Raw genomic sequence first — 12,531 nt, forward strand, 5'->3', positions numbered from 1 at the left:
GAAGAGGAGAGATCACTATGGGAAGCCGAGAAGAACTGATTCAGCGCAGCATTCCGTTTCTCCGGGAAGTCAAGGACATGACGCCTGGCGCCAAGATGGAACCCTGGCTTAACGAGACTACGGCGAAAACAGCGCGCTCTACCAGGATCTGGCTCGCCTGATCAAAATCGGCGTCGAGGAGGGATGGGCGGCAAACCAAGAGGTGGACGGCCCGAATTACCGGCGCAGCCGCATCCTGGAGCCCACTCCCGAAACGTACCAGTTCAGCATCACCGCCGTGTACATGAACAGCGCCGATCCGCGCCGCTTCAAGGACGAAGACGATCACGACGTATTGCGCGGACAGTATCATGGCCACCCCTATGGCGAACTCAACCTCGTGGTGCCCTTGAACAAGGGCGCGGAGTTGAAGGGATTGCAGGGCTGGCAAGGACCGGGCTGGACGGCGCCGGATCCGGGCAGCAGGCACTATCCCGAGGTCAGGGGCGGGGCGGTGATCGCGCTGTTCTACCTGCCGGCTGGACGCATTTCATACGATTTCAAAGCTCCGTCTGATCGGTAACGGAGCTCCGAAGTGGCTCGACACGATGGCTCCTCCGCGAGCAAAGGACATGGCGCCAGTATCCGTAGGCGGTCAAAGCCGATGACCCGGTGCCGACCCAGCTGTCCGTCGGAAGGCGGCGCAACTCTCGTCACCGCACGGAGCTGGGGTCCGGTATTGTCGTCCACAGTCCCGACCTCGATCCGCAGGGCGACTGCGAGACCGTGTTCTTCGGCGCCTTTGGCCGGCAGAAGCCGGCGGGTCCGTTGAACTATGGCTCGAGAAGCGTGGTCAATTCAGCTCCCTCATCAGCGACAAAGACGGCTATCAGTTCGGCCGGTTCGGTGTTGCTCGCGTTGGCAGAGACGAGGTGCGTCGCGCCAGGCGGTTCGAAGAACGATTGCCCTATCTCGAACGTCTCCAGCGGGCCACTGCTCAGCTGTGAGCGGACCTGACCTTTGGTGATGTAGGCGGTCACCGAGCCGCCGTGGCGGTGCGGCGGCGTGAAGGCGCCTGGCCCGTAGCTGACGCGCACCACCGTGACGCGCTTGCCCGGTACATTCGGCAGCGCGTGCGAGGAAATCACCTCGACCTTGTTGAGCGACGTGCCCGACGAAGACATCTCGGCGCACAGCGGTGCCGGGAATGCTGTTGTCGCGCTCATCGCCAGCGCAATGGTCTTAGCGATCCCGACCGCGCAGGCGAAGCCGCTGATAAGGGCCAGTGACAGCGGGTGCCAGTCGCGCTCCGCGAACGGCGCCAGGGCTGCGATTGCGATCCGCATGGGTTTCTCCTCCCTCAGGTCTTGACGTTTGGCGTGAACACGGACAGCGGCGCGGGATCGCGGCTCGGCGGCGGCGGGACCTTGCCGTCGACATCGGTGAAGCCGTATTCGGCCGCCAACTCCGAGGCGAGCAGGATCTGGCCGCTTTTGGCCATCACGCCGGGATCGGCGGCGAGCGCGGCGACCGCGCGCCCGGCGAACACCGGCGTTTCGCCGCGCTCCGCAATCAGTTTGGCGAGCGCCGGCGGCACGCGGTCGGGCTGCGCCGCAAGCTTCTCGCTCTTGATGTAGCCGGGCCAGATCGAGACCGCGGCAATGCCGAACGGCTTCAGCTCATGCGCCATGTCGCGCGCCATCCGGTCGACGCCCGATTTCTGCACGCCGAACGGAACGTTGAATGTGTAGCGGACGCCGCCGCCCGAGGACGTATTGACGATGAGGCCGCGCTGCTGCGGCAGCATCAGCGGCACGGCGAACTGGCTGGCGACGAAATGCGAGCGCAGGCCGACGCGATGCATGGTGTCCCATAGCGAGGCCGGCACCTGCCAGAACGGGACGTTGACCGGCATCGCGTTCGGCGCCGCAAACACGTTGTTGACGAGAACGTCGAGCCGGCCGTGGTCGCGCCGGACGAGGTCGAACACCTCGCGCACCGCTGCATCGTCCGAGTGATCGCACAGGACGCCGATGCCGCGGCCGCCGGCTGTGTCGATCGCGGCGATGGTCTCGTCGAGCGAGCCCGGCCATTCCGATCCGCCGCTATTCCGCGTGCGCGCCGTGACGATCACGGTCGCGCCGGCTTCGGCGAGGCCGATGGCCACACCCTTGCCGACCCCGCGGCTTCCTCCTGTCACCAGCGCGATGCAGTCTCCAAGCCGTCCCTTGGTCATGCGATTCCCCGATATGGCTTTCCTGGAAGACAACTTGACAACAATCTTCCGAGGAAGATAGTAGGCCAAGAACGCCGGAGGCGTCAACCAGGGAGGTCTGCGATGGTCACGAGGGAAGAGAACGAATTGCTGTGCCGCGTCACGGGCGACGCGCCAATGGGACGGATGCTGCGCCAGCATTACTGGCTGCCGGCAGTGCTCTCGGTGCGCGTGCGCAAGGGCGAGGCGCCGGTGCGGGTCAAGCTGTTCGGCCGCAATTTTGTGGCGTTCCGGGGCAAGGACGGCACGGTCGGATTTCTCGACGAGGCCTGTCCGCATCGTGGCGCCTCGCTTGCGCTCGCGCGCATCGATGACTGCTCGCTCACCTGCCTGTTTCACGGCTGGAAGATCCGCGCCGATGGCGCGGTGCTGGACGTTCCCAACGAGCCAAACAATCCGAAGGAGTTCGCCAAGACCGTGAAAGCAAAAGCCTATCCGACGCGCGAGGGCGCCGGGTTGATCTGGGTCTGGCTGGGCGAAGGTGACGCGCCGCCCGCGCCGGACTTTGAATGGATGGATCTGCCGCCGGACCAGGTCTACGCCGCCGGAATCGAGCTGAAGGCGAACTGGCTGCAGGGCGTCGAGGCCACCATCGATTCCTCGCACGTCGCACTGCTGCACCAGAGCTGGACCGCGACCTCGTCAACCGACTTCGGCGCAACGCGGGTCAACACCGAAGTCGGCTACGAGTTCGAGAAGAAGCCCTATGGCTTCCGTGCTGCGGCATTGCGCACTGTGCCCGACGGATCGTGCCTCGCCCGCGTCACCGAGTTCGTGATGCCGTACTACGGCTTGATCGCGCCGATCTTCTCCGGACCCCAGCAGGATCGCACTGCGATCATCGCGGTGCCGATCGACGATGAGAACCTGATCCAGTGGTACATCTACTACAATCCGGAGAAACCGGTGGATTCCTGGCGCAAGGTGCAGCGTGCCAACCAGTGGCCGATGGCCGGCGGCCTGCCGGGCGATCAATCAAACAATTGGGGCCAGAACCGCCAGATCATGGATGCCGGCAACAGCACCGGCTTCCATGAGATCGTCATCGAGGATTTCGTGGTTATGGTCAGCATGGGCCCGATAGTCGACCGTTCGCAGGAATATCTGTGCTCGGCGGACCAGGCGATCGTCAGGGTGCGTCGCCAGCTGCTCGACGAGGTGCGGGGCTTCATGGCGGGAAAGCCGCCGAAGAGCGGCCAAAGCGAGACGATGTCCTACAAGGACATCCGCGCGGTCGGCGGTCGGCTTGCCTCCGCCTCCGAGGATTGGCGGCAGATTCCCCGTTGACGGGATCGAAAGCAAAGGGCGCGGACTGCATGTCCGCGTCGAATTCCCAGCTCTGATCGAGGAGACGTCCCATGATCTGGCACCGCCTATGCGCCGTCGCGAAACTGTCTGAGGGAGAGCCGTTGGGCTTCAGGGTGAGCGACCGGCGCATCGCACTCTTCAAGGTCGGCGACGAGGTCTTCGCAACGGATGACGTCTGCTCACACGCATTTGCGCTGCTATCGACGGGGTTTCTCGAAGGCCATGTGATCGAATGCCCGTTACATGGGGCGATGTTCGATGTCCGTGACGGAAAATGCCAGTCCAGCGCCTACAAGGACATCAAGGCGTTCAAGGCCGAGATCCGTGACGGCGAGGTCTATGTCGAACTCGACGGCGACGCCGCCCTGCAAGCCGCTGATGGCGGCGGCGTGGACTTCAAGCCATGAGCGGACTTGTCGTCATCGGCGCATCCTATGCCGGCATCGAGGCCGCGCTCACGGCGCGGGATGCCGGCTATGCCGAGCCGGTGACGGTTGTCGCCGACGAGACGTCGCTGCCCTATCAACGGCCGCCGCTTTCAAAGGAGTTCTTGCTTGATCAGTTCAGTGCCGAGAGGCTCATTCTGCGCGATGAGGCTGTTTTCGCGAGCAAGCGGATTGAACTGCTGCTGGGCCACCGCGCCGTCGCGATCGACCGCCATGCAGGAAGAGTAGCGCTGGCCGACGGCACCGTACTGGACTTCGACAGGCTGGTCATCGCGACCGGTTCGCGCGCGCGGCGGATAGCGGTCCGTGGAGCCGAACTCGACGGCGTCTGCTATCTCCGATCAGTCGGCGATGCCGCCGATCTCAAGGCGCGGCTCGACCGAGCAAGCGAGATCGTGATCGTCGGCGGCGGGTTCATCGGGCTCGAGGTGGCTTCGTCGGCGACCAAGCTCGGCAAACGGGTCACCGTGATCGAGGCTGCCTCCCGGCTGCTCGAGCGGCCGGTGTCTCCAGTGGTGTCGCGCTTCCTTCTAGACATCCATACCCGGGCCGGCGTCGCGGTGAAGCTCGGCACGTCTGTTTCGGCAATGGTCGGCGATGGGGGACGAGTGGTGGCGGTCGAACTGGACGGCGGCGTCCGCCTCGGCACGGACTTGGTCGTCGTCGGCATCGGCGGCATCCCGAACCACGAGCTCGCCGCCGCTGCCGGGCTCGGATGCGCCAATGGCATTGTGGTGGATCAGAACGGGCGAACCGCAAGCGAGAGCATCTACGCCGCGGGCGACTGCACCACGCACTTCAACCGGTTTGCTGAGGACTGGATTAGGCTGGAGTCGGTTCAGCACGCGCAGGACCAGGGACGCACCGTCGGGCTTGCGATCGCCCAAAGCCATGAGCCATACAACAGCGTGCCGCGGTTCTGGTCGGATCAGCACGATCTCAAGCTTCAGATCGTCGGTCATGGCGCGCGCAGGGACCGCATTGTGATCCGCGGCTCGATCGAAGCTGGCCGGTTCTCCGTGTTCAATTACCGGCAGGGCAGGCTGGTCGGCGTCGACAGCATCAACAATCCCGGGGATCAGATGGTGGCGCGGCGCCTGATAGCGGCGGGCATTTCGCCGACGCCGAGCCAGGCCGAGGACAGTTCATGCGATCTCAGATCGCTGCTGAAGGCGGGTGTCGGGGCCGTCGTGTAGCAGGTGCCGCAGCTAGTCCACCGCCGTAAGCCGGCCGGACTTCTTCAGCGTTTTCACCGTCCGCACCGCCAGCAGCTTGCGCAGGCAGCGGTCGAGCATCGCGATCTCCGCCTTGGTCAGCCCGCTTGCCTCGATCGTGCGCGCGACGACCCTTGCCACCTCGGCGATGCCTCGGTCGGCGGTCGCGAGACCCTTGGCGGTGAGGCGGACCAGCTCGGAGCGGCCGTCGTCGTTGGCGGAGACGCGCAGCACGAAGCCGCCTTCCTGCAGCCGCGCTACGCGCTTGGTCATCGCGCCCGATGTGACGAGCAGGGCCCGGAACAGGTCGGTGGGACGCAGCTCGTATGGTTTGCCCGAGCGCCGCAGCGCCAGCAGCACATACAGCTCGCCGGTCTGCAGCCCGACCGCCTTCGCTATGTCCTGCAGGCGCATTTCGTGGAGCTGGTTGACGCGCTCCAGCCGCAGCAAGGTGCAGGCGGCGGCGAGGTCGAGGTCGGGCCGTTGCTCAAGCCACGCGGCCTCGATATCGTCGTAAAGGGTGCTATCAGGTGATGGCGACTGCTTGATCGCGGGTTCGCCGCGGTGTAACACGCTGCTCTTCTTCATTCCCTTCCAGTCCCCTTCACCGCGGGCCAATTGCGCCGGCATCATGCGTCGCAGCAATCTAGCACCGCCAAATTCAGGTGTCGCCATCGCAAGTTCCTGGTCTCGCTCCAGCCCCCGTGCATGGCCGCGGCGCAGCGGCCAATTGCGGCCGCGTAGCGCGGGTTGACAAAATACCTTCCTAGGAAGAATATTCCAGGTGAGAAAAATCGAGGGAGGAGCGCAATGCACGGACTTTGCGCGACATTGGTGTTGGCGGCTGCACTGGCTGCTTGCGGTTCGGCCAGGGCGGCGGACACTGAACTGGTTCTCGGGCAGACCATGCCGTATAGCGGGCCGGCATCGGCCCTGAGCGCCGTTGGCAAGGTGCAGACCCGCTATTTCCAGATGATCAACGATCGCGGCGGCATCAATGGCCACAAGGTCAAGCTGATCTCGCTTGACGATGGCTACAGTCCGCCGAAGGCGGTAGAGCAGACGCGCCGACTGATAGAAAATGACGAGGCGGTCGCGATCTTCGGCAGCATGGGAACCGCACAGAACGCCGCGGTCCAGAAATATCTCAATGCCAAGAAGATCCCTCAGCTGTTCGTGTTCGCGGCCAGCGAGCGCTTTGCCGATCCGAAGACCAGTCCCTATACGATCTCGGGGATGACGCTGTTCAGCACCGAGGCTGCGATCTACGCGCGGTTGGTGGCCGAACACACGTCCGGCGCGCGCGTGGCCGTGTTGTACCAGAACGACGACTACGGACGCGAATATCTTCGTAGCTTCAAGGCCGAACTGGCCCGGCTCGATCCCAAGGCCGAGATTGTCGCGACATCGCGTTACGAAGTCACATCGCCCACGGTCGATTCGCAAGTCGTGGCGCTGGCGAGTACCAACGCCAACGTCTTCCTCAATGCGTCGACCGGCAAATTTACCTCGCAGGCGATCCGCAAAGCGGGCGAGCTCGGCTGGCGCGCGCAGCAGTTCCTGCCGATCGGCAGCAACTTCGTGCCGACGATCCTCAAGCCGGCCGGGCTCGACAATGCCAAGGGAGCGATCTCTGCGACGCCGACCAAGTCGGTCGGCGATCCCGAATGGGTCAACGATCCCGCCTATCTGGAGTGGCTGGCTTTCATGAGGAAGTACTATCCCGAGGGCGATATCGAGGATCAGCTCAACTTCACCGGATGGAACGTCGCTGTTCTCATGACCAAGGTCATCGAGGCCTGCGGTAACGATCTGTCCCGGCAGAACATCATGAAGGAGGCCACTGCACTGAAGAACGTGGCGCTGCCGGGCCTGATCCCGGGCATCACCGTCAACACCAGCCAGGATGATTATCGCCTGATCACGTCGCTGCGCCCGCAGCGTTTCGACGGCGAGCGCTGGGTTCCGATGTCCGGTACCATGGCCGCGCAATGAGGGCCGCCGATAGTGTGGCGAGGCGGGAACGGCCCGCAAGTCATTGGACATCGCGAACGCAGTCCTCTTTCTCGCCTGCAATCCATTCTCGACCGGTTCGATCATCGTCGTTGATGGAGGCGCAACGATCGCGTCGTGAACGACCCTGAATCGGTGGACCGCTTCGACAGGCGTGGTATCATCGAGAAAAGGGAAGATGTTCGTCTATTGAACACAAACGATCGGGAGGCTGGAATGGTCTGCAGGTCGGCGGCGCTCGTGACTCTCGGTGCAGGAATTCTATTCGCGGGCACAGCCCCCGCTGCTGCCCAGCAAGGAGATGTCAACTCGCCCGATCTCGTCCTCGTCAACGGAAAAGTTCTGACACTCGACGAACGATCCAGCGTGATCGAGGCGATCGCCGTTCGGGACGGAAAAATTCTCGCGACCGGTAGCAGCGCATCCATCCGGGCGCTCGCTGGAGCGCGCACGCAAGTGCTCGACGTGTCCGGCAAGACCGTGATTCCCGGCCTGATCGATACTCACGCTCACTTCAAGGCGGCGGGTCTCGCCGACTATGTCGTCAACATGAGCCGCGCGAAGACGGTCGCCGAAGCGCTCGAGGCGATCAGGACGTTCGTGGCCAAGAAGAAACCGGGCGACTGGATTGTGGGCGGCGCGTGGCACCCGCCGTCGCAACTCGCCGAGAAACGGTATCTAACGAGGCAGGAGATCGACCGCGTCGCCCCCGACAATCCGGTCTATCTGCGGACCGTCGGTCATTTCTCCATGGCGAACACGATGGCCCTGCAGAAGGCGGGGGTCGACAAGACCACCGCGAACCCGAGCGGCGGTTCCTTCGAGCGCGACGCCGCCGGTGAACTGACCGGCGTGCTCGTCGAGACGGCGATCGACCGGGTGGAGAAGGCCGTTCCGCCGTGGACCGAAGACGACGAAATCAGGCAGTTCACGCTCGCGGAGGGGGCACTGAACAGTTTCGGGATCACGAGCGCGGTCGAAGGCGCCACGGAAGCGCGCGACGTCCGCACACTGCAGAAGATCGCCGCGTCCGGACAAGCGACGTTGCGGACCGGATTGATGTTCAGACCCGAGCCGCCCGCCGAGCTGACCGCTTGGGAGGCAATCATGTCGGGCAACGGAGCTTCGTCAGGCTTCGGCGACGACTGGGTCAAGTTCGCCGGCATCAAGATCTTTTACGATGGCGGCATGACCCTGAAGACGGCGCTAATGCGCGATGTCTATCCGGACTCGCACGATAACTACCATGGCATCGCCCAGCAAACGCCCGAACGGCTCATGCAACTCGTCTCGATCTGCAATCGCTACGGTTGGCGTGTAGGTGTGCACGTCGTCGGCGATCTCGGTATCGACCAGGTGCTCGATGCTTTCGAAGCGGCCGACGAGGAAAGGTCCATCCGGGACCGTCGCTTCGTTCTCATTCACGCGAGTCTGATCAGGCCCGAGCAGATGGAGCGCGCTCACAAGCTGGGGGTCAGGGTCGATTTCCAGAACGTCTTCATGTGGGATAAGGCCGCGACCGTCGAGCGCTTCCTGGGACGGCCGACCGCCGATCGCGCCGTGCCGACCAAGACCTTGATCGAAAAAATGGGGCTGGACGGTCTCGGTGCCGGAACCGACTTCCCCGTCAACCCGATCAACCCGTTCCTCAACATGTACATCATGGTGACGCGGAAAGATCCCAATGGAAGCGTGTACGGCGCCGCGGAAGCTATCAGTCGCGAACAGGCGCTCCGTCTCTACACGTCGGCAGCTTCGCGCTACACGTTCGACGAAGCACGCAAGGGTACGATCCAGCCGGGCAAGCTTGCAGACCTCACGGTCCTTTCCGCGGACTACATGGCCATTCCGGAAGAGCAGATCAAAGACATCAAGGCGGACATCACGCTGGTCGGAGGCAAGGTCGTCTTTCAACGCTGACCCAGATGCAGTCGGTTCGCCCACTGATAAGGAATGGTCGCAAAGCTTATCAGTTGCCTTCTGATAAGGTTCTCATCCGAGCAAATCCGCCTCCAGTATCCGCTCCGAGGAGCTCCAGTACAGGGAACAAACGCTTCCGATAAGGACAATTATCGGAAGTATACCCACGTGTGCCTGTATTCGCCACAGCAAATGCCGAAAATACGAAATCGTCCAAGTGCCGCAATGACGGAGTTTCCGAGCGGATGGAATTGCCGCAGGCAATCAGAATCGAAAGGCGAGATGAATTCCGAGAAGAAGTGTTATCGGAAGCAATCGACCTTCCGGCGAATTGCGCCGACCTATCGGAGGGGCAACTCATCAAACTGATAAGGTTTCATGCATTTCCTTATCAGTCCGACGTGGAAGTACGTTGGTCAGCCAGCGGCCCGACCGAGCTTGTAAGTGAGCTATACTGCGGCAGTCGTGGCAAGTCTGTCAGTCTTGGGGTGAATCGGCGCGGAGTCCCGACGCCGATCGGCGCGATAAGCTATTGATCCAATTTGCGATGGAGGGGGCACTCTCGGGCGCTTATTCACAGCCTGCGCGCCCGAGGGGGCGCCGGACCCAATATTTGGCCTGATCGAAGCTCATCGCTCTGCGTCCCGCGTCCTTGCTGCGGCGCAGGCGGACAAACCCCGGCGGGAGCAGATCCTTGTGGATGAGGGGGTCGGCCTCCGACCATTTGTCACCACCATTGACGACGCGGGCTCACCGATCCTTGTCTCACAAGTGATGCTGCGTATTCATAAAAATTGCGCTCCTCCGACCCTACTCAAACGAACCATCGAAAGGCGACAATTACCATTTGATTGGAGATCAGTGCGACTTCGACGCAAGAAACAAGCTTGCACTCGACCAGATCTTGGGCAAAAGAGTCAAGTTTGGGTAATCTATTCGAGAGCGATTTAAGTGTCGATCCGCCCCTTTTGGAAGAGCGCATCATGCAAGTCCGTGTCACCAGGAGCCACTTCTCGACCGGGGTCATCCCTCCTGATGACCAGCGCAATTCTTGGGCGGATTGGGTGAGCGGGCTCCACGGCAAGTTTTCCGTTCATCGCTCGATGCCGAAAAACTACGTGGGACGAATCGTGGCGATCAGATGCGACGCTCTGCAGATCGTGAAATTCGACGGACAGCGGGAGTCGCTTGAGCGCAAGCGTTCCCACGCGGCAGCGGATGGATTGTCTCACTTCGAGATCATCGTTCCGCTTTCCGATTCCGTCTCGATATCACACTGCGGAAAGCAGGCGAACTTGTCTCCTGGCCAGTTTATGGCGGTCGACATGTCCGAGCCCACGAACTTTGAACACGCCCGAAGCTTGACGGCAATCGCATTTGCGTTCCCGCGGGCCGATATAGCAGGTCGCCTAGGAAGTCCCGAGAAAATCTGCGGGCAGCCGCTGGCCCGTCATCCGCTTCTCGCTGCGTCCCTTGCGTTTATTTCCACGTTTGCGGAATCCGCCGATCTCATGGATGACCACTCATTTGCGGTCGGCGCACGGCATATCCGTGATCTTCTCGCGCTGGTCATGCTTGACAACGTTGATGCTTACTCATGCGAGTCCGCCACTAGGGCAGCGATGCTGGCCCGGATCAGGAAATTGATCAACGCACAATTGGAGGATCCGGAACTCGACCTGACCGGCATCGCTTCCGCGGCAGGAATCTCCGTGCGCTATGTTCAGTCGCTGTTTCAGTCGGGCGGGGACGACCGCACAGCAATTTATCCGCGAGCAACGGTTGAGACATGCGGCTGATCTTCTTGCCAATCCATACAAGAAGATCACCGTTACCGAAATCGCGCTCGCGGCCGGCTTCTCGAACTCGAGTCATTTTGCATCCGCTTTCAAAGAACTCTTCGACTGCACCCCGTCAGAGTTCAGGAAAAGGCAGCCAAATCCGTAAGACTTCCGGACCTTCCAAGAATGCGTTCTGACGACGGAGATCGTTCGTTCCCGTGATAGAGCGCTTCCGGGCTCAAGCCTATTCTTCCAAAAAACAAACGCCTTTGGGAGGATGCCAATGAGCGCCGCGCCGCATATCAAGCCTATCGATCTCGCAATCACCGTCGACGATCTGTTGATCTGGGATGGAACGCCTCTCCCGGCGGGCTATTCGCGGGAGACAATCGTTGCTTCCATGATCAAGACGTTCCTAAGCCACGGCCTTTCCGGCATCTATGGGTTCCCGCATACCTCGCCACTCGATCAGGATCGCGGCCTGATCTCGATCATCGATCATTGGTGCGACAGCGGACACCATATTGCCAATCACACCCATTGCCACGCCTGTCTGAACTGGGTTTCGGCAAAATTCTACTGCGACGATATCAAGCGGGCCGAAGATCATATTGGACAGCTGATTCAAAAAGCGCCGAAACGCTTCTTTCGCTACGCGATGGACATGTCTGGTGAGGCAGAGAGAAAGCGAGGCGAAGTCGAGGATTTTCTTCAAGCCAATGGCTACGAAAATGCCCCAATCACCTTATGGTTCGGCGATTTCGCCTGGCTCGCGCCTTATTATCGCGCGGTCGAGAGCAACGACGAAGCGGCCCTCGCGATGCTTCGGAAGAGCTTTCTCGAGGCAGCTCTTTTTCAACTGCGAAGCCATGCCAAGGCCGCCAGATTGATGTTTGGCCGCGACCTGCCGTACATCTGGCTGATACATGCCACCCCGATCGCGGCCGACATGTTGGACGACCGTCATCGTGGCCTTCAAAAATGAAGGGGTGCGCTTCGTTTCTCTCGAAGACGCCATGCAAGACCCGATCCATCGAGCAATGCCTCGGGTTTCGCCCAAGTTCAGGAACCACCTTCAGCGCTACGCCTTGATGCAAGCCGTTGAGATGGAAGAGGTGCCCCGAGCGATGTTCGCGTCGATCCTCAACGCAGCGCCCATGCCTGGCGTCGAAAGCATGGAAATCTATGACACCATGCTCCGCAAGATGTGTCAGCGTGCTTCAGGAACCTACAAATGGGACTGGTCCTAATCGCGCCTGTTGGGCATCGGCGCGTCTCTTTTAATGGCGATGTCTCCCTTCACCGGCATCGCATGCGCAGAGGCCGCGGGTAAAATCACTGGCTCGCGCCATGGTCTCGAAAGCAACGAAACGGCCCAGATTGAAAGTCTCAGAGAGGAAGTGTCCCGCATGCGGCGGCTAAGGCCTTGAGCCGATTGAGCCGCAGCCACATGACGGCCGGAGAAGCCCGCCAAAGTGCAAGGTGTGCGGAGGCAAGGGCCGGGTGACAGAGACCGCCGCCCCGCTCAACAATGAACGTCGCGCTGCGGGTTCAGATCCAGATACGGTCGTTGATGGCACGCTAGATGACTGCAT

13 protein-coding genes and 1 pseudogene are annotated in these 12,531 nt (G+C 61.7%); 11 read left to right on the forward strand and 3 right to left on the reverse strand.

The features are described from left to right. The first annotated feature begins 17 nt into the window (after window positions 1-17). Window positions 18-562, forward strand: a pseudogene (locus ACVWW1_RS01000) (4-hydroxylaminobenzoate lyase). Window positions 563-812: 250 nt separating this feature from the next. Here the strand turns inward: ACVWW1_RS01000 and ACVWW1_RS01005 are convergent. Both ACVWW1_RS01005 and ACVWW1_RS01010 read right to left on the reverse strand, forming a co-directional pair. Further along, complete coding sequence (locus ACVWW1_RS01005) at window positions 813-1,325, reverse strand: cupin domain-containing protein (protein WP_456654516.1); 513 nt, start codon at window positions 1,323-1,325, stop codon at window positions 813-815. 14 nt (window positions 1,326-1,339) lie between these two features. Then, on the reverse strand, window positions 1,340-2,215 hold the full coding sequence (locus ACVWW1_RS01010) for an SDR family NAD(P)-dependent oxidoreductase (protein WP_456654517.1): 876 nt from the start codon (window positions 2,213-2,215) through the stop codon (window positions 1,340-1,342). 102 nt (window positions 2,216-2,317) lie between these two features. On the opposite strand from ACVWW1_RS01010, the gene ACVWW1_RS01015 reads away from it, so the two are divergent. The 3 genes from ACVWW1_RS01015 (at window position 2,318) to ACVWW1_RS01025 (ending at window position 5,204) form a co-directional block, all read left to right on the forward strand. Then, window positions 2,318-3,541, forward strand: a complete 1,224-nt coding sequence (locus ACVWW1_RS01015) for a Rieske 2Fe-2S domain-containing protein (protein ID WP_456654518.1) — start codon at window positions 2,318-2,320, stop codon at window positions 3,539-3,541. 71 nt (window positions 3,542-3,612) lie between these two features. Further along, window positions 3,613-3,969: a non-heme iron oxygenase ferredoxin subunit gene (locus ACVWW1_RS01020; RefSeq protein WP_456654519.1), complete on the forward strand. Its 357-nt coding sequence runs from the start codon at window positions 3,613-3,615 to the stop codon at window positions 3,967-3,969. Beyond that, the gene (locus ACVWW1_RS01025) at window positions 3,966-5,204 is read left to right on the forward strand and encodes an NAD(P)/FAD-dependent oxidoreductase (RefSeq protein ID WP_456654520.1); all 1,239 of its coding nucleotides are present in this window, start codon (window positions 3,966-3,968) and stop codon (window positions 5,202-5,204) included. Before ACVWW1_RS01020 ends, ACVWW1_RS01025 begins: the two co-directional genes overlap by 4 nt. A 12-nt stretch (window positions 5,205-5,216) precedes the next feature. On the opposite strand, the gene ACVWW1_RS01030 is transcribed toward ACVWW1_RS01025, so the two are convergent. After that, window positions 5,217-5,897 carry a MarR family winged helix-turn-helix transcriptional regulator gene (locus ACVWW1_RS01030; protein WP_456654521.1) on the reverse strand — a complete coding sequence of 227 codons (681 nt, stop codon included), beginning with the start codon at window positions 5,895-5,897 and terminating at the stop codon, window positions 5,217-5,219. Between the two features lie 135 nt (window positions 5,898-6,032). Here ACVWW1_RS01030 and ACVWW1_RS01035 point away from each other — a divergent pair, with 135 nt between their 5' ends. The 7 genes from ACVWW1_RS01035 (at window position 6,033) to ACVWW1_RS01065 (ending at window position 12,186) form a co-directional block, all read left to right on the forward strand. Continuing rightward, window positions 6,033-7,217, forward strand: a complete 1,185-nt coding sequence (locus tag ACVWW1_RS01035; RefSeq protein ID WP_456654522.1) for an ABC transporter substrate-binding protein — start codon at window positions 6,033-6,035, stop codon at window positions 7,215-7,217. A gap of 234 nt (window positions 7,218-7,451) precedes the next feature. Then, window positions 7,452-9,155, forward strand: a complete 1,704-nt coding sequence (locus ACVWW1_RS01040) for an amidohydrolase (RefSeq protein ID WP_456656586.1) — start codon at window positions 7,452-7,454, stop codon at window positions 9,153-9,155. A gap of 170 nt (window positions 9,156-9,325) precedes the next feature. Then, window positions 9,326-9,691 carry a hypothetical protein gene (locus ACVWW1_RS01045; RefSeq protein ID WP_456654523.1) on the forward strand — a complete coding sequence of 122 codons (366 nt, stop codon included), beginning with the start codon at window positions 9,326-9,328 and terminating at the stop codon, window positions 9,689-9,691. A 387-nt stretch (window positions 9,692-10,078) separates the two neighbouring features. Beyond that, window positions 10,079-10,954, forward strand: coding sequence for an AraC-like ligand-binding domain-containing protein (locus ACVWW1_RS01050; protein ID WP_456654524.1), 876 nt, complete (start codon window positions 10,079-10,081; stop codon window positions 10,952-10,954). After that, window positions 10,875-11,102: a helix-turn-helix transcriptional regulator gene (locus ACVWW1_RS01055; protein WP_456654525.1), complete on the forward strand. Its 228-nt coding sequence runs from the start codon at window positions 10,875-10,877 to the stop codon at window positions 11,100-11,102. Before ACVWW1_RS01050 ends, ACVWW1_RS01055 begins: the two co-directional genes overlap by 80 nt. Window positions 11,103-11,219: 117 nt before the next feature. After that, window positions 11,220-11,921, forward strand: coding sequence for a polysaccharide deacetylase family protein (locus ACVWW1_RS01060; protein ID WP_456654526.1), 702 nt, complete (start codon window positions 11,220-11,222; stop codon window positions 11,919-11,921). Continuing rightward, the gene (locus tag ACVWW1_RS01065) at window positions 11,905-12,186 is read left to right on the forward strand and encodes a hypothetical protein (protein ID WP_456654527.1); all 282 of its coding nucleotides are present in this window, start codon (window positions 11,905-11,907) and stop codon (window positions 12,184-12,186) included. Before ACVWW1_RS01060 ends, ACVWW1_RS01065 begins: the two co-directional genes overlap by 17 nt. Window positions 12,187-12,531: the final 345 nt, after the last annotated feature.

Source organism: Bradyrhizobium sp. JR3.5 (assembly GCF_054057015.1).